Origin of the sequence: Bradyrhizobium sp. IC3123 (assembly GCF_020193625.1) — a bacterium.
GTDB classification, from domain to species: Bacteria; Pseudomonadota; Alphaproteobacteria; order Rhizobiales; family Xanthobacteraceae; genus Bradyrhizobium; species Bradyrhizobium yuanmingense.
Map to the genome: position 1 here is coordinate 54,328 of NZ_JADYVF010000013.1, position 20,409 is coordinate 74,736.

Genomic DNA, 20,409 nt, shown 5'->3' on the forward strand with positions numbered 1-20,409 from the left:
TAACTTCAGACAATCGCCACAAAGTTTACGGACACGCTTCCCCAATTAGTCTGTCAGAAGGCCGCTATGTCCCAGTTTTCGCTCGATGTGTTGCGTCAGCGCTATGTCGTCGAGAAACGACCACTCGAGGCCAGCGTCGAGCAGATCTTGCGGGCTGACGGCCGCGCGGGAGCACGTGCCATCCTGGCCTCGATCGATAAAAGGCGTTTCGAAAACAGATCCGAAGGGCAGCGCCTCCGCAAGATGCTGCGCTTCGAGACCTCTCTATGGGACAGCGGCCAGCGTGCCGTGGCAGGCGTGGATGAGGCCGGAATGAGCCCTCTCGCGGGGCCAGTGTCCGCTGGCGCGGTGATCCTGAAACCTGGCACGCGGATAGTCGGGATCGACGACTCGAAGAAACTCGACGCCGCGGCTCGCGAAGAACTCGCGAAGGAGATCAAGGCAAAGGCAGAGAGTTGGTCCGTGGCGTTCGTAGAGGTCGAGGAGATCGACGCGATCAATATCTACTGGGCCGGTATCCAGGCCATGCAGCGTGCGGTCCGGGGGCTGGGATCGACGCCGCAGCATCTGCTGATCGACGCGAAGCGGTTGAAGGAAATCGACCTCCCTCAGCAGGCCATCATCAAGGGGGACGCCAAGTCCGCCAGCATCGCTGCTGCGTCGATCCTGGCGAAGGTCGAGCGCGACACGGTCATGCGGACGCTCGACGTCCGCTACCCCGGCTACGGCTTCGCGGATCACAAGGGCTACCCGGTGCCGGCTCACTACGAAGCTCTTGCCAGGCTTGGTGCATGCGCAGCTCACCGCAGGTCATTCGGACCTGTGCGCAAGGCTCTCGGGTTGCCGCCCCTGCAGCCGTGACTTTCTGCATCCGAGCGAGCCGCCGGCTGAACAGGCCGGACGTCTCTTCTTGGCTGCGCCTATTTTCGCGACCAACTCTTTTCGCGAACGACGTCCTTGGCCTTTTTGTCGGACCGCAGGCCGAGATAGACCGGCTGGCGCAGCTCTCCCTTGCTGGTCCACTCCGCGAACTTCACTTCTGCGACCAACGTAGGACGCACCCAGGTCGTGACCTGCTCATCCTTAACCTTGGCGGGAAAGGGCGACTTGGCCGTCTTAAGCTTCAGGAGCTTGCCGTGAAGCTCTCCCAGAACCTGGTGGCTGAAGCCGGTGCCGACGTGGCCGATGTACCTCCAGGCTTCGCCTTCGCGTACCGCCAGCACCAGGGCGCCGAAGAAGGGCCGGGTCCGCCTCGGTGCCGTGAACCCGGCGATGACGACCTCCTGCCGCTGCGCGGTCTTCACCTTCAGCCAATCGGCTGTCCGGCGTCCGGACGCATACGGGCTGTCGGCGCGCTTGGCCATGATGCCTTCGAGATGCCTTCGCTCGGCTTCTGCGAAGAACTTCGTCCCCTTGCCTTTGCGATGCTTGCTGAACGCGATCAGGTTGTGGCGCGGCAGGATGGCCTTCAGCCGCTTCTTGCGCTCGAGGAGAGGCAGCGCGCGCAGATCCTCGCCTTCCGCGAACATGAGGTCGAACGCGCAGTACAAGAGCTTGGCCTCATGGCGCAAGGCATTCTGGAGCAATTGGAAATGGGATGCGCCATCCCTGCCGATCGCGACGAGCTCGCCATCGAGCACAGCATCCGCCTTCACGCCTTCAAGTGCTTTCGCCACCTCGACATAGGAGTGGCTGATGATCTTCCCATTACGACTGTAGAGCGCGACCCGACCGCGCCGGATTTCCGCGACCATGCGGAAACCATCGAACTTGTCCTCGAAGACCCAATCGGGATCGTCGAAGGGCGCATCCGTCAGTGTGGCCAGCATGGGCTGCAGGCGATGAGGCAGGGTCGATTTTCGGGCCATGGCAGGGGCTCCCTATAGCGCCGGCAGAGGCCGATACGAGGAGGATGGAAGGTGAACCCGCGCACTATCGCCAGCCACGACCGGTCCCCCGGCTCGGACCACGCCGAGCACCCCGGATTTGAACGCAGGGCCCGTTTCCGCCGACGAGAGCACCTGCCGCTTGAGACCGGCTCGGAAGCGGTCGATCAGGACGCAGGGCGTCCGGAGGCCCGTCAGCTCGACGACCGCGGACGGCCCGAGCTCGATCAAGGTCCCGAGCGGCATCCGTTCGAGATTCAATCCGGCGGTGGTGACGTTCTCGCCGAGGTCGCCAGCGCCAACTTCGAAGCCAACTTCGAGGAGAGACGGGAAGAGTTCGGATGGGATCAGGTGGACCTGCCGAAGATTGGGCAGAAGGGGCCGGCGGCGTGCCAAATACCGGTGCCGGACGAACGGACCGGCGTGGGCGTCGCCTTCGACGCCGTGGCCTTCCACCAGGATTATGCTGTCCCGAGTTGGTTTGCTGAAGTGATGCCCTCGATCGGCCGCGACCGCCACCACCCTTCCCTGCAGCGAGAAATCCTGCTTCTGCGGCATTAGGCGGCGCGGGCGATCGAGCGCCGCTTCTGGCGGAAGTAGCGCGTGATCTCCGCAAGCGTCATCGCGTTCAAAACCCGGTCGGCAGGGACACCGCCCTTGCGGGCCATCAAAACGCCCCAGTGCATGTGGTCGAGCTCGGGGATCGAGTGCGCGTCCGGATTGATGCTCATCATGCATCCGAACTCGAGCGCCGCCTGGTGCCAGCGCCAGTCCAGGTCGAGTCGCCATGGGTGGGCGTTAATCTCGACTACAACGTCGTGCTTGGCGCACGCCCGCAACACCTTCTCGACGTCGATTTCGTAGCCAGGCCGCCGCTGGAGCTGTCGCCCTGTCATGTGGCCGATAATGGTCGTGTGGGGATCGGAAATGGCCCGAAGCAGGCGCTGCGTTTGTGCCTTGCGGTCCAGCTTGAAGCGGCCGTGGATGCTGGCGACTACGAAATCGAAGCGCTCCAGAACATCGTCGTCATAGTCGAGCGATCCGTCTGCCAGGACGTCGGACTCGATGCCCTTGAGGATCCGGAAATCCTTGCCGAAGCGCTTGTTCAGCCGGTCGGCTTCCAGGTGCTGCTGCGCGATCTCCTCATCCGAGAGCCCTCCGGCATAGTGTGCGGACTTGGAATGGTCGGCAACCCCGAAATACTCGAAGCCGCGCTGGCGCGTGGCCTTGGCCATCGTCTCCAGGGTCTCGGTGCCGTCTGAGGCATCGGTGTGGCAGTGAAGAATGCCGCGCAGGTCCTGGTCGGTGACAAGCTTCGGGAGCTTGCCTTTTAGAGCCGCCTCGATCTCCCCGCGACCGTCCCGGAGCTCAGGGTCGATGAAGGGCAGGCCGAGGGCGCGGTAGATCTCGGCCTCCTCGCCGGCGATCAGCGTGCGGCCCTTGTGCAAGCCGTCGGGCTCCAATTGCATCCCCCTCTCCGCCGCCAAAGCCTGGAGTTGTTCGATATGAGAGGCGGAGCCTGTCGCGAAGAGGAGAGCAGCGCCGAAGTGCTTGCGGTCGGATACTCGGATTTGCAGCCCGTCGGCCGACGGCGTCGATGTATTGTCCGGCTTGGCAGCCTCCGCAACGATGGCAAGATCACCGACCAGTTCGCAGCCGCGGCGAAAATCGCCGGCGATCGTCACACGCTTCAGTTCGGGGCGAGACTTGCGGATCGAGTCCTTCGCCTGCGCGAGCAGCGCGGCGGCGCGGTGCAGGTGGAGCCGGCCTTCTCCAATTTTGGCGATCGCAAGGTTCTGCAGGATCTTGGTCTGCAGCGCGGCGCCCAGTCCTTTCGCCTTCTTGATGCGGTCGTCCTGGGCGGCGGCCTCCAACTCCGAGAGCGAGCCTATGCCTAGGTTCTTGTACAGGCGCAGCACCTTCTCCGGACGAAGGCCAGGTACAGCGAGCATCTCGAGCACCCCCGCGGGAATTTCTTTCCGCAGCTTTTCGAGGCTGGGATGACTGCCCGTCTTGTGGAGCTTGGTGACGATGTCGGCGATCGCATCGCCGACGCCCGGGATCTCAGTAAGTCGATCTTCGGCGACGAGCACGTCCAGAGGAACGGCTAGGGCCGCCAGGCTGTCGGCGGCCCGAGAGTAGGCCTTCGCTCGGTAAGGATTGCCGCCTCGCAAGGCGGTGCGCTGGGCATACTCTCGCAGAAGGCTTGCCACACCGCGCGCGTCGAGCGAAGGCATTCAGCCAGCCTCCCTATGCGAGCTTTGCGGCGCCGCCGGAGCAGGGCGACCATCGGATCGGTCACTTGGCCGGCGATCGAGAGAGGCCTCCAGCTTCTGAGCTGCGCGAAAGTCCTCAAGGTGCTGGATGTTGGGGCCGTAGGCGGCCTCCTTCTTGAGGAGATTGTAGATCCGGCCCGCCGCCAGCTGCAGATGCTTCATCCTGCCCCTCGGCATGGATCTCGCTTTGCAGAGAGCTCGGACTGCGTAAGCACGGAAATAGTCGAACGCGTCTGACATGGTCGGTAAACGCCTGTTCTCGCCGATCGTTCGGCGGCAAACGACGTCCTAGTGCCGTTCAAGGTCCCCCCGTGTTCCCTCGAAAAGCGGGTACCGCACCTCCCTCGGCCGGCTTGCCATCGACTCGAACTCGGCGAGCAGCTTCGTTGTTCTGCTCATGCGGCTCCATTGGCGTCGCATTAAAGTGAAGGCTTGCTCGGTTGCTTACGTCGGCGGGCCGAAGGGCGTCGGACAGAGCCACTGCATCGTCTTGTGCTCATGATGCAGAGCGGTAGAAGGATTTCAGTGGCGATTAGGTGAGTTAGGAACGAGCGCTCGCATTCCACATTGCTTGTGAGATGTAATCGGGAGTTTGAGGCATGGCAGTGCAAATCGTTATGGATCACAGCGGCGACAGCCGGCACTTCTTCGACAACTCCAATGCAGAAGCATTGGTAGAGGCGGAGCGGCTTTTTCTGCAGTTTACGAGCAAAGGATACACCGCGGCCGTTCGGAAGGAGCCCGGTGAGGTAACCAGGATCACTGCGTTCGATCCTACCGCCGAGGAGACATTGTTCTTCCCGCGGCTTGTGGGCGGGTGAGCACCAGTGAGGAGAAGGTTCGGTCGCATCGGCCCTTGGACGCCTCGGAGCCTGGCTATCGGTACGCTTTATCGAGCAGCAAAGGAGGAGAAAACGGTTCAGGCTCGGGCGCTGCGACTGTTGTGTTCTTGGCTTTCGCCCCAGCAAAGGGTCGAGTTCACGAGAAAAGGGTACTTCGACGTCGTGGGATGCGATACCGGAAAGCGGTACCGCATCCGGCGGGGAACGTCGGGCAACGTCAACGAGATCGACGAATACGGCCGGCTCAGCACCGGGTGGTGCTTCGTCCCGGTGGGTGGCTTGGTCGAGGGCGATGTCATGCTAGCTCAAAAAATAGCTCTTGAGACCGAGGAGGAATGCGCCTTGAGCATCGCCAACAGCTTCCCCGGCCCGATCCGGTGGCGTCGACTCGGTAGCCGTCCGTCAGAGGGGAGAACTGCGCAGGTGCCCGGTCAACTCAGCTAGACCCGGCGGCGAGCGGCACGGCGACAGCCTGTAGCACGCTGGCGAAGCTCACCTTTGGGCTATTCGTGCTTCAACCGCACTCTGTATTGTTTGCCTGATCGTGCATTCGCGAATTTGGACATCGGCCACGTTTTCAGCCTCGCAGATCCTGCGAAGCGTGACTGCATCCGAATTTCCGGTCTTCCATACGCCGGATGTGATATAGCCGAGGACTAGAAGCACGAAAAGACCGGCACCAAACATTGGGAAATTGCCCATCTCCTCACCTCCTCAATGGCGGGGCGTGCGTTTCCCGCTGCTTTACAACGCTCGTGTCTCTGCCAAGTTTTCCCAGCTAAAAAATTTACCTCCCAGCGGCGTGGCACCTGCATTCGTCACAGGTAACGGGCGATTGCAGCTGACAAGTAGAGCGGGAAGGAGCGGCTATTCCGGCAAGGCTTAAAAGCGACCGTGTCCGCGGGCATTTCGGCGCGCGCTATCGCGTTCGCGGTGGCAGGACTTGGACGAGATCTGCGGCCCAAGGGCGAAGCGCCGCTAGATAAGTTCAAGCTCGTATGGTCGTTGCTTCTTTTTCCCTTGCCGGAACGCGGAGTCAGCTTGCGCTTTCGGTCAGCGCCGCAATAATCGGTGCCCCCTCCACGCAGGAAAAACCCGGTCAGGAGTGCTGGCCGGGTTAGTCAAGGAGGGACAATGTGTCATCGATGTCCGGCAACGAGGCGCACTCTGAACCGTTCCTGCGGAATCGATCCTTTCCATCCGTTCTTTAGGCCTTTCTGATGCAGGTTAAACTCGCAGAGGGCGAGGAACGGCCACTACGCCAGCGGCTTGGTTCTAGGAAGGCGCCCGGAGAACACCGCCAATTGGCTGAACGTGACGACTTAGGACGTTGAGCAAACGATCTGCTGGCCACCGTTGAGCAAAGAACGTCTCAAGTGGTCAACAAATGATCCTATGCTGCCGGGAGACAGGCAGATGATAGACGCTTTAATGCACTACCTTGAAAGAGCAATTGCGTTCGAGCGGCTCGCGGCCGATGAGATCGACCCGGGCTTGAAAGCCGATCTTGAACGCCAGGCAAGAGCTTACCGCAGGCTTGCTGCTATACAAGCGGAAGGCATGGGTCTACCCGCACCTAGCCAGCCTTCGCAACCGCCGCATCCCTGAGGGGCCAACCATCAATATATCAAAAGTGGCTCGTTCGTCCGCCTCGTATGACACGGAAGCGAGGAGCCGTCAGCTTGTCGGGTGGAACGCGAATGGGCGTGAACTTTGTGTCACTCCGCTGGGCGCGCTTGCAGTTGTGGCAGACGAAAAGGTAAGCGAGGTATCCTTGTAGTCTCGCAGCAGCTCTGAGCGGTTCATCCTAAAGTCCGGGAGCTTCGAGGTGTCCCAGCGCCTTGTTTTGCCGATCCATGCCCCCCTATGTTCAGCAACCAGCATCAAAGTAGCCTGGAGCACAGTGCATCACATGATATAATGCCGGCTGAACCTTTTCTGCGGTCACTGCTTCGGCGTGCGTATTTCCCGGAGGGCCTTTTCGACGTAATCCAGTGGCTCACTAGTTCACGACCTCCGGACCCGGTCTCGCTCCCGCTCGACTTCCTCGGCGTCCTTGTCGTCGATGGTCATTAGCGAGTTCTTCGCATCGCCATGAACTTTCAGCAGTTCGTCGAGCTTGGCATGGATGGCTTGAGTGTCGCGGTGTTCAGCGCGCTGGATCACGAGGGTCATTCCCCAGGTCGCGAGAGTGGCAAGCGAATGCCACTCCAGGCCATTGCCGAGGACGATCCAAAGCGCGGCATAGGCAAGAAACACGACGAACGCGGCTGGCCGCGCGGTCAGCACGCCGATATTGGTCAACCAGCTCCGGATTTCCTTAACGACCATTGGCAGTCAATGTGGCGCCGCTTTTGTTTGTTCCGCGAACTTCTACAGCTCGCGATCCATCGCTGGATGGCTTCGGTTCTTAAGCTCGAGAGCCAACCGGTTTAAGGGTTCACATCACCGCGCCTGTGGAGTCTTGAACCCCCGGGGACACATTGTGCACGACGCTCCTCGAATCCTGGTTGTCGAAGATGAGTACCTCATCGCATTGGAGCTCGACGGCCACTTGAGGGCTGCCGGATACCGCGTGATCGGCCCCGTCCCAGACATTGATGGCGCTTTGAAGCTGTTGAAGGCTGACCGGCCCGACGCCGCCATTCTCGACGTCAACCTCGCTGGAGAATGGGTCACCCCGTCGCGCTAGCGCTCCAGGCGATGTCCGTACCGTTCATTCTCGCCAGCGGCTACGTTGCCGCCGACCTCCAAGGCGCTCCAGTATTGCGCGACGCCGTCAATGTCGGAAAATCGTGGAGGTCCGATTATCTCCTCCACGCCCTGCGGAGCGCCTTGGAGCGAAAGTAGGGACCTTGTCCCGAAGCGACGACTTTCGGTGACCTGACGAACTTGGTTGTTCAAGAGAAGTCAATTTCTCGGGTTGCTGTTGTCAACGACGGGAGATTTGCGCCGACACTGTTGGATTCACCGCACCGGCTTGGCCTGCAAAGAACGCCGCCAAAGCGCCCAGTAACAATGCCACTGCCGCGAACAATGCACCTTGTGAGACGCGCTTAGCAGCTGTATCCGCCGCCTGCTTTGCCTGCTCCTTCGTCTTGGCTACCGCATCCTTATATTGCTGTTGGTACTGACTGATCTGCGCCTTCGCTTCGTCTTGTGATATATTCTGAGCCTTGGCTAGAGCCTCGGCGGCCTTGTCGTTAGCCGCTGCCTGCTGAGAAGCGTCACCCGTTAGCGCCGCGCGGACGGCTGTGGCCGCGGCATCACGAAGCGCGGCGGGATCTTGCCCAGAGGCACCTCTAACTTTGCTTTCGATGGCAGCCATCGGGTCGCTAACATTGTTCAGCGTGGGCGCTGCCGTTTGAACCGCCGTTTGGATCGACCCTCCGAGCGCTTTACCCGCTCCGCCCAAAGCGGAGGATGCTGTGCTGAGAGCACCGCCAGCCAAGCCGGAAGCGGCGGAAGAAAGTAGATATATTACTGCCAGCGTCGAGACGGCCCATGACATCAATCCATGATAAGCCGTCGTTGAAGCCGATGCCTTGCCAGAAAGCCGACCGGCTATGTAGCCTCCGAGCGCTGCAGCCACAATTCCGGAAAGTACGAACCAGATACCAGCACCAACCGACATCGAGGTCGCGCTCGGCGTATTACCCTCCCCAACGTCGACCGTCGATAAGCCCACGCCCAGACCGATCATGTTTAGGATCATCTGCATGACAAGCGCGATGGCTGCACCCGCGAAAACGGCGCCCCACGCCACCTGGTTCAACATGATTGTGCGAATTTCGTCAGCGGGAACGACCTCGCTCGTCTGAGGGGGCGTGCGGTGGCTTGAACGAACCATTTCGGGAGAGTTGGCCATGACGTTGATCCTTGAAGGGGGTTTGATGCCGCAACCTGCTTTTGCGTCCGACGTTCCTAAAATCGTGGACATCAACTGCAAGCCCGTTGGAGCCCGGCCACTCAAATGCCCTCTAGCGTGCACTTCCCGCCTCCGCCGAGTTCGAGCAGAGCGGCGGCTTCCGCGGCGGGTGAAGTGAAGGCACAAGACCGCCCCGTTCATTCACCTCCCGATGAGCGAAGCCGACCGTAGCACGCGGGCGCAAATGTCCGCTGTGGGTCAAAAGCTGACGATTGGCGGACGTCGCGGCAGGTCCAGCCACGAGCCACAACCGGACAAATCGACGGACATCGCGGAAGATCGGCTATGGGCCACAACGCGATCTGAACCCTATCGAATGATGCGGGCTTCTCCGATAACGCCAGCGGAGCGCGTGTGGACTGAAGGATTAGCACAATGTCTCGCAGCCCGACGCTCGCACCTATGCGTTGGATTTTGATGGTGGCGGAACGGCCCTGGGGCCATTCCGTGACGATGCGAAGAAGCGGATCAGGCCTTGGCCTTGACCGGGAGCCGAAAGGGCGCCCCCAGCCGGTTGAACGCGTTCATGGCCGCAATCGTGATCGTGAGGTCTACGAGATCCTTTGGCGCGAAAGCCGCGCTTGCGGCCGCATAGGCCTCGTCGGAGGCGTGCGTCTCGCTGACGAGCGTGACTTCCTCCGCCCACGCGAGGGCAGCGCGGTAATTGTCGGGAAACAGGTGGGGCACCTCGGCCCAGACTGGAACGAGGGCGACTTTTTCAAATGACATGGTGGCCAAGAGGTCCCGGGTGTGCAGGTCGATGCAGTGCGCACAGCCGTTGATCTGCGAAACCCGCAGGAAGACGAGGTGGATCAGTTCGTGGGGCAGGTCGGTACCCGTGGTGATGTAGTGGTGGATGCTGAAGAGCGCCTTTGCACCGTGGGGTGCCACTTCGTTCCAGACCAGCCGCTTGTTCTCGCTCATGACGTGCCTCGTTGTTCGGAACGCCGGAGATTCGACGCTCGGAGCCATGACGGGCCAAGCGGTCAGGGTGTGACATGGCACTCGGCGGTTCCATTCAAAGCGGCCGATGTCACATCCAGGCAGGTTCGATCGTCTTATTCTCGGGTTCGGGATGCGCGAGCGACGGTGACAGCGGATATGATCTGCGAGGAAACTGGGCGGATGGAGGCGATGGACGATCAGCGGACCACCGAGTTCGAAGCGGAGCGCAGGCGCCTGACACGCCTGGCCTACCGGATGATGGGCTCGCTCACCGAGGCGGAGGACGTCGTTCAGGACGCATGGCTACGGTGGGTCGGGGTGGAGGGTGGCGTCGATTCGCCTCCCGGCTATCTGACCCGCATTGTCACACGCCTGTGCCTCGACCGACGCCGCTCCGCGCGGGCGCGCCGGGAAACCTACGTCGGCCCCTGGCTGCCAGATCCTCTCGTGGGTTCCGTGGAGCCGAACGAGACGGTCGCCGACGACGTCACGGTCACGTTGATGCTGGCCCTTGAGCGCCTGTCGCCTCTCGAGCGGGCCGCTTTCCTTCTCCACGACGTCTTTGACGTGCCGCTGACCGAAGTGGCCATCACCATCGGCCGCGAGCCGGCAGCTGTTCGTCAGCTCGCGGCGCGCGCCCGCAAGCACGTGCAGGCCGCACGTCCCCGCTTTGACGTCGAACCCGCGGATGCGGATCGGATCACCCGAGCTTTCTTCGCCGCAGCACGCGACGGGGACGTGGCGGCGCTTTCGGCGCTGCTGGCAAGGAACGTCGAGATCCATACCGATGGCGGCGGCAAGGTCCTCGCTTTCCGCAATGTCATTCGGGGGGTCGAGCGGGCCCTGCGCCTTTTTGCGAGGCAGCGGCGCAAATACGTCGTAACGCCGAAGCTGCTTCGTGTCGTCACCATCGACGGCCTGCCAGGCTACGTTAGCCTCGATGGAAGCGGCGTACTGCAGACGACTGCGCTCGACATCCGCGAGGACGGGATCACCGCGATCTACATCGTCAAAAACCCGGACAAGCTGTCGCACTTAGCGACAGAAATGGACTTTCCAGCTCGCATCTCGCCGATACCGCCAGCTTCATGAACTGCCCGAGTGACTGCGGCAACGTGGAGAATCGTTCGATGGGCTGCATATGAGGCTCGCCCACGGTCGACGTCCGCTCCGGGTCAAGCGGGACGGTTTTGCTCGGTTGAGTTAGGTCCGGTCTACCTCTGACAGCCGACGCATCCCCGGCCGTGGGACGCGGCAGCGATGGGCCCATAACCAGACCTCAGGTTGTGAAAGCGTATCGGATGCAGACCCTGCGGCCGTGAAGAGAGGCCCCGCCCTGGCTCAGTCTAAGTTGGAACTGCCTCGATGACCTGGAAATGCAAGCCTGCGCGAGCTATGCCGCGCATCTCAAATCCGGCCGTTCGACATAGAGCGGAATACTCGTCGTAGCTCCGTTCAAGCGCTCCAAGCATCACTAGCATATTGAGGTCACTGAACTTCGAGATCGGCCCCTCGTTCGGCGGCTCTACCACACGTTCAATGAGGAGTAATCTGGCATCAGCGGTCATAGCGCGGCGGCAGGTCTTCAGGATGGAAATCGCTTCCTTATCGTCCCAATCGTGGATAATCGCCCGCATCACATAGGCGTCAGCCCCCTCCGGGATGGATTCAAAGAAGCTGCCTCCGACGATTTCGCATCTGTCGACGACACCATGTTGGTCCAGAACTTCGGTCGCCTTGCCAACCACGTGCGGCTGATCGAACAGCGTTCCGCGCAGGCCCTTATTTGCTCCGAGAATTCCCGCCAGCAATTGGCCTTCACCACCCCCGATATCCGCGACGTGACGAAAGCTGCTGAAATCGTAGGCGGCGATAATAGCTTCGATCGCGCCGCGTGAATTGGCCGTCATGGCTCGGTTGAAGATCGCGTTCTCATCGGACGGGTGCCGCGATACTCCCATACGCTCTGACCATTGAGATGCCGAAAGGCACTCTCGCCGGTGCGGACGCTGTGTTCAAGATGCCCCCAGGCCTGCCAGGCATAAGGTCGGCCGACATATGCGGCCCAGCCGTCGAGTGGAGTCGGCGAGTCGGAACGAAGACACTCGCTCATCGGGGTGAGCGAGAACGTCTTGTTCTCGGCCTCATGGAAAACACCGACTGAAGCCAGCGCCCGCAAGAGCCGATAAAGTGTCCTCGGATGCGATCCGCTGAGCTGAGCAAGTTCGTTGCTGCCTAGGGGCCCGCGACCAAGGTGGTCGGCTATGCCAAGCCGGGCCGCCACGTGAATGGCCTGCGAAATCTGATAACCGTTAATCAGTCGCGTAAGGTCCGACAAAGCATTGGCGGCCATGGTGTCACCTCCTGCTGCTCCGCACACAGTAAAGATGCATCGAGTACCAGACTCCCGCAAACGGATGATATCTCAGATATTGCGGTGCGCACCATCTAACACAAGTCGATTTGAGGACCGCTTAGGGTCAAAGGCCGCCGATTTGCCCTGCGGTCGGGCGCTTCCGGTTTACCCCGTTTCCGGACAACTCGTCGCTACGCCCCAATGGAAGCGATGGGCCACAAGCAGACCTCCGCTCCGACCACAACGAGATTCGCTAAGTGCTTCAAGCGGAAGCGACATTCGTTTGCGCACCGAGCATTTGCGCACAAGGCCGACGTCGGACGGAATATGAGAAGACCGTGCGAGCGAGACGCGCTTAAGGCTTGCGGCGGATCTGATAGAGAACGAAGCGCCCGGACCTGTCTGATTCCTTCAACATCTCCGGCAGCGGATTGGCCGTGCCAGTGCCGAGCAGATAAAGGTAGTCGTAATCTCGATACCAGGTGCGGACGAGGGCACGGTCATCAAGCGCCGTCTTCTGGCCTGTGGCGATTGCGCTCAGTACGCGTATCGGCACGGGCGCGCCATTGGGAATCGAGAGACGGCGGACCCCGGCACGTGTCTGAATCGGCTGCTTGCCGGTCTCGGTGAATACGTGCGGCACGAAGGCATTCGCGTAATGCACCGCAAGCGTCGGCGCATAATACATTGGATACTGGGTAAGGTCCTCGAATGGTGGATCCTCGGTCTCTCCGGTAATCCCAATCAGTACCTTCGAACCAGGATTGATCTTTTGAAACGACGCGATCATGGCCGAATATTCCGAACGGTAGGACAGCCAGACCTCCAGCACGATGGCCAGATTGGCCAGCGTGATGCCTCCGACAATGGCGAGCGCAGTCATCCTCCATCGTCGGTTCGGCAGTGACAGCGAGCAGAACGCGGGCAGGATCAAAGCTGCCGCGGGAAGAATACGAATGTCTGCGAACGCCGTGCCAAATAGCCTTGGCGGAATCGCAAGATAAAGGAGTCCGAAGCCACTTGCGATCCAGATCCCGGCCGGCTGCAGCTTTAGCATGCCGCAGCTGATGGCGAGATATAACGCCGTCATGAGCACGATCGCGCTGGCGCCAGAGACGGCCATGTTGTAGCCGTTCATGATGAAAAATAGCCAGGGCAGCTTGTGGTCAAAGTTCCAAAAGGTGCCCTCGCTTCCGACAGAGCCCGCGGTCAGTCGCATGACCACCAACAGCGCGGCAGCAGGGAGTGCAAGCGTCGCGAGCCGGAGCGCGACGTCGTTGTAAGGCACCTTCCGATCGAAGGCGCGCCACAATTCATAGAGTCCAAGCGTCGCACCATAGATTCCCAATGCAAAGAAATGCGCGGTGAACAGCACCACCACGAAAACCGTGTTGACAGCGCAACGTACCGAGGCTGGCCGCTCGGCGGCCAACAGATAGGCGGCGATGCCCCAGAGCGCGATGGCCAGCGCAGATTCGAAGTTGACGAACCCCCACGTGAACGGCAGGCAATAGAGAAACAAGAGCGCCGCGAAACCGGCGAGGTGAACGCGCCGCTTCACAGCCCATTCGAGCGCAAGCGCGCCGCCAACGATCAGCATCTGGGTGAAAAGAAGAAACAGCCGGGTTGCGTTCTCGGCGCCGATCAGCCGCGCCATAGAGGGGACCACCAAGTCCATTGCCAAGTTGGGATAGAAGGCCCAGGCCGCCTCATAATATGGATTGGCGTTGGGGGTGCCCATCTGACTCAGAAGTTGCATGCGGACGACGTGGTTGACGTAGTCGCCCATCGCCGGAATAGGAGTCAGAAGGGTGGGAAGAAGCGAGGCGACGGCCAGCAGAGCGAACGCAGCGGTCGCAACCGATCGATCGGAGCGAGCGCTGCGATCAATGAGATTTTCTACGATCAGGAGAGCTGGTACATTCACGCGCTAATTCCGGGTATTTGAACCCGGACTGGTTGTTATTTTGATATACACTCAGCTATGGTAGAATCTCTTAACAATCGGTTAAATGGTTGAGTGATGGGTTTATTGCTACTATCCAAAGAGCTTGAGTTCCGCTTTGGGTCAAAGGCTGCCCTCGGGAGCCCGCATGCCCTTGGTCGGATCATCTCTTGGGAGCGGATGTCGCCGCGGCCTGGGCTGAGGTCAGTCACGTTCCAAAACGGACATCCCGCATACTTCCGAATCGTTTGAAAGTGCGGTGAGCGTCAGGTAAAACTTGGCGTTGTGGAACTGTCGTGTCCGCTCGCACGGGGAGAATGCGCGTGAAGGAACTGGCAGGAAAGACGGCATTCGTGACCGGTGCGGCGTCCGGCATTGGATTGGGGATAGCGACCGCTTTCGCCCAGGCTGGCGCGAAAGTGATGCTTTGCGATATTGAAGAGGCCGCGCTGTCCGCAGCGCTCGAGCAACTGCGGCTCACCAACGTCGATGTCGACGGCGTGAAGGCAGACGTCTCGCTTAAAGCCGAACTCGCGGCGGCCGCAGAAGCCACCACCGTCCGCTACGGCAAGGTCCATATTCTCGTCAACAACGCGGGCGTCGGCGGTGGTGGGCCCTACGGCAGCTGGACCGATGCGGCGTGGAATTGGACGTTGGGCGTCAACCTGATGGCGACCATTTGGGGGATCGAGATCTTCGGGCCGTTGATCGAGCAGCATGGCGAGGGTGGACATATCGTCTCCACAGCCTCGATCGCAGGCGTCATTTCAGGAGCGAGCACTGCATACAACGTTTCAAAGTATGGCGTTGTCGCGCTGTCCGAGGGATTGCGGCAAGAGCTCGCGCCCCGCGGAATTGGCGTATCGGTATTGTGTCCCGGGTACATCCGCACTCAAATCATGAACTCGAGCCGCAACCTCCCCAAGCGCTTCGAGGGGGCAGTCCGAGCCCCGCCGACTTCGGGCCCGATTGCCGAACGCATTAATCAGATCCGGGAACGCGTCACTCAAGGTATCGACCCCCTCTATGTCGGCGAACTCGTCCGCGAAGGCGTCGAAAACGACTGGCCCTATATCTTCACCGACCTCGAATTTGAGCCGATAGTCGAAGCGCGCTTCGCCGGAATCAAGCAAGGCTTTGACCATATCCGCGGGCGCTCCCCGAAGCGTTGAGTGCGCAAACTTTCTCCTACCTGATCGGTGTGTTCATGGGGTGATGGCGCTGAGACGATTCTGTGAGTCATCACGCCATGTCCGCTCCGGGTCAAAAGCTGCCCAGGCCGGGGGGCGCCGAAGGTCCGCTATTGAGGCAGAACCAGTCCCATCCACTTTCTCAGGGAGGCGCTAGCGGACTGCGGCTGCAGGATGGTCACCACTCGGAACGACCCAGTCGATCGCCAGGAGGCAGGCTTCGACTATGACAAACGAGAGTAGGCCCCCAATCCATCCGAAAAAGACGACCGCGAAAGTTGCAATCAAAATCGCGCAGAATACATCGGCCAGCACCTTAGCTGCGCGTTCGCCTTTGTCCTGTTTGGATGTGAAATAGGGGCATGGTCTCCTCCGGGCGCTTCACTGGTCCGGACTTAGCCACACCTGCGAGCGGCCGTCCACTCCCTCAGGGGTACCGCATTACCGAGCGTCCTATCTCCCGCTATGGGTCGCAAGCGGCGGCAGCCGTACGCCCGGTTAAAGGCAATAGCCGACAAGCATCGGAATTGCCGTTCTACGGCGAGGGCGGGCCGCAGGCAGGAAGCCCACCCGTAAATTTCCCCAGTGTCGGATTTTCGCTCGCTGGTTAACTGGTGCGGATCGAGCGCCGCATTATGAAAACACCGAAGCCGAAACAATGGGCCGAGCAGGAGGTCCGACGATTGATCGCGCTGGCTCGGCAGGGAGTCGGCGCAGCGAGGATAGCCGCCGAACTCGGCCGCCACACCGGATCGGTGAGGCGCATGGCGCGAACGTTGGGACTGCTGTTGAAGAAGTAGCCCCCGAGCAATCTTGAGCGCAGCGCGGCAGACCTGCAGACCAAAGCCCCCGACCTCCCGCTGCGAGCGGGCCTGCAATTCGCGCAGAGCTGGAACTTAGATTGCAACAATATCATTCCGACGACGGTCACAAAGACTCGCCCGTTCACTCCATTCAGGGGCGTGCAACAGCTGAGGTCCGCTGTCAGAACGGAGTCGGACGAGCTTGCGCACCTGGAAGGTTAGGCCAGAGGCGGACAGGCCTTGCCGAGCACTGTCAGTTGAAGCCCTCGATGTAGGCGCGAACTCCGGACGCGTCGTCCGCCGCAGCGGCGCAGATGCCTATTGCGTGGATTTCGGGAGGTACGCCAAAGTTCGCGCTAATCCGCATATCCACCATCATCGAGGCAACCGCCTCACGTGCCCGACCAACGTTCAGCAGCGAGAGCGCATGTTCCTTGCTTTGCTCTACGTATTCTTTTCGAGTCATTGCCAACACACTAGTCTTCAGGCCGAAAGTTCGTTCAATTGGGCGTCAGCATCGCATGCTTTCCTTGGAATGACTACCTCGCGTAGGTTGCCGGCCCATTCCATCTCGGCCCGTCAGAGGCGAGTTGCAACAAATCGCCCCCTCAAGGGGAGCGCCCGCCCTCTTCAAGGAAGATTCGAAAAGGCAGACTGAACGTCCGCTGAGGGTCAGAAGCGTCGGTCTGTCGTTCCACTGCAAACGTCCGCTCTGCACTGTAAAGTGACATCTAGCGGTAGCGCCTCAAGGGAAGCCGCGGCTTACAGTTGCCGCCAAACCCCCACTTCCGTTGGCAAGACGCTCCCGCCCGTTGATCGGGTTTACCAGAGTGATCGAGGGCGCGCGGCGGTCGCAATCAGTCCAATTCCGAGCGAATCTCGGTCATCAACCCGAAGTAGCTTTGACCGTTGAAGCGATCCTCACATCTTCACGTCCTCTCCGCCTTGAAATTGGAGTTGCCATGTGCCGTTTGCCCAACGACACGATCACGCTGACACTCCCGCAAGTTAGCTTCGAAGCCTTATTCGGCGACCCTGAGTTCCCGGCCAATGCGCATGGCGGCAACGACACCATTACGATCAACATCGAGGCCATGACGTTCGTCAACCTGGTGGGCGATACTGCGACCTTGCTGGATCATTCCCAAGGCGGCAACGACACACTCAGGGTGAACATCGACGGCTCGCTCAACACCGTCATCATCGACGGCGATGCACAATCCATGTCAGGCCATGCCAGGGGCGGCAACGACACGGTGATCGGCGACAGCACGGGCTCGGTTCGCAGCGGCTTCACACTCTATGGGGACGCCGAGGGTGCCATGTCTGACCACGTGCAGGGCGGCAACGACATCGTCATCGGCGCGTTCGGCGGCCGATCATTGAACACTCTGGTGGGCGATGGCACAACCATGTCCGGGCACGTCCATGGCGGCAACGACACGCTGATCGCTCTCCAGACCGGCCAGACCGGCTCGGCAATTCTGTACGGCGATGCCTTCGGCATGGCCGATCACGCGCACGGTGGCAATGATAACCTCACCTTCACGATCGGGGACGAAGCCCAGCCCGGAGGCGGGAGATTATACGGCGATGGGGGTGGGCTCTCGGGTGATGCACGTGGCGGGAACGATACCCTCACCGTGGTCGATCTCCATGGCAATCTTCACTTCTATTCCTTCCTGCTGATTGGCGATGTCGATTCCATGTTCGGCAATGCGCAGGGGCGTAAGGGATTGTACAAGAAATAGCTCATCTGCCTGCGGGCCTCCGTTTGCGGACGCACAACCGCGCCGGCGTCGGCACCTTCAGCACCCCCGCGGCGATCAGAGCAATTTACGTGATCTGGATGCGCTCGTTTCCAGTAACGCCGTCTGCCGCATGCGCACCAATTTGGCCTGCCGTAGGCCACCGTTCCACCCCTTGTGAGGAACGACAGAACCCACCAAAATCGAGGGATTGCCTATTGGAGATTTCAAATGCCCCTTACTACCGATCCGTCTCGCGATATCGAGTTCCGACTTTTCGAAGGTATCGCGTTTGCGATGTTGGACAGCGAACAGCGCGTCCTTTGCTTCGTCACTTGGGCTGCCTTGCTCGATCGCGCCGCAAAGGATGGGACCCGTCAAACGGACCTCAGAGGCACGTTTGAGCAGTACCGTTGGAAAATCGAAGCGATCGCGAGCGGGAATTACGACCAGGGGGAAACCAGGCCCGTGGTCCGTACCGAGCAGCTCACCCCGCCCTAACGGCTCCTGCGGATTTATGGCCCGCAGCTCCGACGCTGGCGGCGAGCCGCGCTGCGGCTTCCGGGGTCGGCCCAAAGGGCGAGCTTCAACGTGCTTCACGCTGCGGCCTTAAGGCCTCATTCCTTGATTCAGGAATAAATCATGACACGTGGTGCGAGCGGGAGGGAGCAAAATCGCGCCTTTTCACAGCCGGTAGATAATTCGTGGTCGGCTCTTTGACCCGCCGCGACTCAGGCGTGCCCCCCAATCGAAAGCTACTACGCTGGTATGGCAAGATAGCCCTCGCAACGCGGGCGAAGGAAAAGGGGCGCCTACGCAAAACCTCGAAGGTGAATGTCGGCCGGGCGATCTACCTTTCGGGTGACAGCCATCTCCCACGGGTGATGGGATCAATCCATGTCCCGGTTATCTCAAACTTCGGATTTGTTGGGCGAGGGGCGCGAAGTCCCATTGCGCTGCGCGTTCGACAGTTTGCTAGCCATCGACGAGCGTGCAGTTGGCATTCCGGAGAATCCTGGAAGTCGCGGTTGGTCAGAGCTAGCTTGCTCCATTGCCCGCTCAGGGACAGACCATAGTGCGCGCCCTCCGAGGTGCAACGAGAGGGCCAAAGTTGAGATCGTAAGATCTGAGGGGCAACCCTCTCGACTAATTCCCTGGTGAAGATTTCACCGGATTCCTCCGAGGCGTAATAGTGAGCGCGATAGCCGGACGGTCCATTGAATATCCAATCGTAAAGTGAGGCCGAACAAGGGAAGGCTATCCGCACCCGAATATAACCAGGCTTCTCATCGGCAGCCTCCGGCCAAAGCTCTCCTTTGTTGATGCGCGAGCGCGCCTCGACAGCGATTAGATCAAGCAATCTCTCGCCGTCCGGTGAAGCATCCAGATGCGAACGGCGATCTTGCGGAAGATCGTACATCCAATCTGTTGCTGGAATCCGAACTCTCATGACTTGCCGGAAGAGCATCGATGGACAGATGCTCCCGGAACCGGAGAGCGGGCGCAAGAGAAAGCTGCTGGGGATTACCGACAGCTTTCGTCTTAGTCGAGATATTTGGCGATCTGCTCCAGCGAAGCGTTATAGCGCTCGCCGAGCACACAGAAATTCTGACCGGAATCGACGAGCATGTATTCGCCGAAATCGTCCGCGTGAACCGATCGGCTCCGGGATTTTCAGATAGTGTACCCCGCCCGGTGAGATCGAGCTCGCAGAGCGCTTTCGTTTCATTGACGGCATGTGAGCGCTCCGGCTTGGTTGAAAAGGAGGCCGGTTGAAACCCCAATCACGCTCGCTTCAACATGGCCCTAGGGCCATACCTTTCCGCGCCACAAGACCGACCTGGTTGGGATTGGCACGCCGGATCAGTTCGCGAATCATATCGCGGTCGAATGCGCCGGCAATGCGCGCGGATTTCCCCAATCGGCCAAGCGTTCAGCGGCCAGACCTGAGACCAGCCTGCGCCTACTAGTGCAACACGCGGCCGGCCTCCGCGAGCCGGCCCCTTTCTCTCAGCTCCTCGAGCTCCTCGATCGCCTCCAGCAAACGCACCAGCTCACGGGCAGTATGTGTCAAACGGGGCTTCGGTTGCTTTGAAATCCGGACTCGCTGTCCCATCGGTGCACGCCTCTGCGCTGGGGACGTGCAATTCGCAAGGAGTGTGCCACCCCATGAAAGGGGGTGGATTTTTAACGCGCCGAGGCCGTTGCTTGGGAGATAGCCGTCCAGGATCAGAACCTGCCGGTGGCGCAGCTCGCGACGCCACTGCGGGGGCCTATCGTGACTGTTGTGGGCTGGCCATGCAATGGTCAGCACGACACCAGCTGATCCGAAGGCTCTCTCGTGGACCCTCTGCTCTACTGAAGAACTTCACCAGTCTTCCGCAGGAGGTGGTCGGCCGATCACTGGCGCTAGACCTGCTTCACACCGTGAGGATGTCCCTGACGAAGATCACCAAGTACGGGAAGGATAAATGAAGCGCCGGCGCAGGA

At 60.5% G+C, this 20,409-nt stretch carries 18 protein-coding genes; 8 read left to right on the plus strand and 10 right to left on the minus strand.

All coding sequences use genetic code 11. From position 1 onward, the window contains the following. Positions 1–66: 66 nt before the first annotated feature. Positions 67–861: a ribonuclease HII gene (gene rnhB / locus I6F20_RS30720; protein ID WP_225129298.1), complete on the plus strand. Its 795-nt coding sequence runs from the start codon at positions 67–69 to the stop codon at positions 859–861. Between the two features lie 59 nt (positions 862–920). Here the strand turns inward: rnhB and ligD are convergent, their stop codons facing one another. Genes ligD through I6F20_RS30735 form a run of 3 tightly spaced genes read right to left on the minus strand, consistent with a single transcriptional unit; the run spans position 921 to position 4,123 of the window. Then, positions 921–1,868, minus strand: coding sequence for a non-homologous end-joining DNA ligase (gene ligD, locus I6F20_RS30725; protein ID WP_109143091.1), 948 nt, complete (start codon positions 1,866–1,868; stop codon positions 921–923). 12 nt (positions 1,869–1,880) lie between these two features. Continuing rightward, positions 1,881–2,444 (minus strand): MOSC domain-containing protein, encoded by a 564-nt coding sequence (locus tag I6F20_RS30730; protein ID WP_225129299.1) that lies wholly within the window; start codon positions 2,442–2,444, stop codon positions 1,881–1,883. Continuing rightward, positions 2,444–4,123 (minus strand): DNA polymerase/3'-5' exonuclease PolX, encoded by a 1,680-nt coding sequence (locus I6F20_RS30735; protein ID WP_109143093.1) that lies wholly within the window; start codon positions 4,121–4,123, stop codon positions 2,444–2,446. Before I6F20_RS30735 ends, I6F20_RS30730 begins: the two co-directional genes overlap by 1 nt. A gap of 638 nt (positions 4,124–4,761) precedes the next feature. On the opposite strand from I6F20_RS30735, the gene I6F20_RS30740 reads away from it, so the two are divergent. Both I6F20_RS30740 and I6F20_RS30745 read left to right on the plus strand, forming a co-directional pair. Further along, positions 4,762–4,983, plus strand: a complete 222-nt coding sequence (locus I6F20_RS30740; protein WP_109143095.1) for a hypothetical protein — start codon at positions 4,762–4,764, stop codon at positions 4,981–4,983. A gap of 6 nt (positions 4,984–4,989) precedes the next feature. Next, positions 4,990–5,448 (plus strand): hypothetical protein, encoded by a 459-nt coding sequence (locus I6F20_RS30745; RefSeq protein ID WP_518513081.1) that lies wholly within the window; start codon positions 4,990–4,992, stop codon positions 5,446–5,448. 1,563 nt (positions 5,449–7,011) lie between these two features. Here I6F20_RS30745 and I6F20_RS30750 read toward each other — a convergent pair. Next, complete coding sequence (locus tag I6F20_RS30750) at positions 7,012–7,308, minus strand: low affinity iron permease family protein (protein ID WP_225129301.1); 297 nt, start codon at positions 7,306–7,308, stop codon at positions 7,012–7,014. Between the two features lie 181 nt (positions 7,309–7,489). Between I6F20_RS30750 and I6F20_RS30755 the strand changes: the two genes are divergently transcribed. Next, positions 7,490–7,696: a response regulator gene (locus I6F20_RS30755; protein ID WP_225129303.1), complete on the plus strand. Its 207-nt coding sequence runs from the start codon at positions 7,490–7,492 to the stop codon at positions 7,694–7,696. A gap of 240 nt (positions 7,697–7,936) precedes the next feature. Here the strand turns inward: I6F20_RS30755 and I6F20_RS30760 are convergent, their stop codons facing one another. After that, a complete protein-coding gene (locus I6F20_RS30760) occupies positions 7,937–8,854 on the minus strand; it encodes a PhnA-like protein (protein ID WP_109145710.1) in 918 nt (305 codons plus the stop codon). A gap of 546 nt (positions 8,855–9,400) precedes the next feature. After that, complete coding sequence (locus I6F20_RS30765; protein ID WP_225129305.1) at positions 9,401–9,856, minus strand: carboxymuconolactone decarboxylase family protein; 456 nt, start codon at positions 9,854–9,856, stop codon at positions 9,401–9,403. Between the two features lie 210 nt (positions 9,857–10,066). Here I6F20_RS30765 and sigJ point away from each other — a divergent pair, with 210 nt between their 5' ends. Further along, a complete protein-coding gene (sigJ, locus tag I6F20_RS30770; protein ID WP_225129442.1) occupies positions 10,067–10,969 on the plus strand; it encodes an RNA polymerase sigma factor SigJ in 903 nt (300 codons plus the stop codon). 254 nt (positions 10,970–11,223) lie between these two features. Here sigJ and I6F20_RS30775 read toward each other — a convergent pair whose 3' ends face one another. The 3 genes from I6F20_RS30775 to I6F20_RS30785 all read right to left on the minus strand — a co-directional run bounded on the left by I6F20_RS30775 (position 11,224) and on the right by I6F20_RS30785 (position 14,160). Next, on the minus strand, positions 11,224–11,787 hold the full coding sequence (locus I6F20_RS30775) for a methyltransferase (protein WP_249787957.1): 564 nt from the start codon (positions 11,785–11,787) through the stop codon (positions 11,224–11,226). Next, complete coding sequence (locus I6F20_RS30780; RefSeq protein ID WP_225129309.1) at positions 11,784–12,230, minus strand: methyltransferase family protein; 447 nt, start codon at positions 12,228–12,230, stop codon at positions 11,784–11,786. Before I6F20_RS30780 ends, I6F20_RS30775 begins: the two co-directional genes overlap by 4 nt. Before the next feature lie 358 nt (positions 12,231–12,588). Then, on the minus strand, positions 12,589–14,160 hold the full coding sequence (locus tag I6F20_RS30785) for a hypothetical protein (protein WP_225129311.1): 1,572 nt from the start codon (positions 14,158–14,160) through the stop codon (positions 12,589–12,591). Between the two features lie 335 nt (positions 14,161–14,495). On the opposite strand from I6F20_RS30785, the gene I6F20_RS30790 reads away from it, so the two are divergent. Beyond that, positions 14,496–15,350: an SDR family NAD(P)-dependent oxidoreductase gene (locus I6F20_RS30790; protein ID WP_225129313.1), complete on the plus strand. Its 855-nt coding sequence runs from the start codon at positions 14,496–14,498 to the stop codon at positions 15,348–15,350. A 1,074-nt stretch (positions 15,351–16,424) separates the two neighbouring features. Here I6F20_RS30790 and I6F20_RS30795 read toward each other — a convergent pair. Continuing rightward, complete coding sequence (locus I6F20_RS30795) at positions 16,425–16,646, minus strand: hypothetical protein (RefSeq protein ID WP_225129315.1); 222 nt, start codon at positions 16,644–16,646, stop codon at positions 16,425–16,427. 487 nt (positions 16,647–17,133) lie between these two features. Here I6F20_RS30795 and I6F20_RS30800 point away from each other — a divergent pair, with 487 nt between their 5' ends. Together I6F20_RS30800 and I6F20_RS30805 are read left to right on the plus strand one after the other, a co-directional pair. After that, positions 17,134–17,922, plus strand: a complete 789-nt coding sequence (locus tag I6F20_RS30800) for a hypothetical protein (protein ID WP_146207708.1) — start codon at positions 17,134–17,136, stop codon at positions 17,920–17,922. A gap of 228 nt (positions 17,923–18,150) precedes the next feature. Further along, positions 18,151–18,420 carry a DUF1488 family protein gene (locus tag I6F20_RS30805; protein WP_109143103.1) on the plus strand — a complete coding sequence of 90 codons (270 nt, stop codon included), beginning with the start codon at positions 18,151–18,153 and terminating at the stop codon, positions 18,418–18,420. The last annotated feature ends 1,989 nt before the right edge of the window (positions 18,421–20,409 follow it).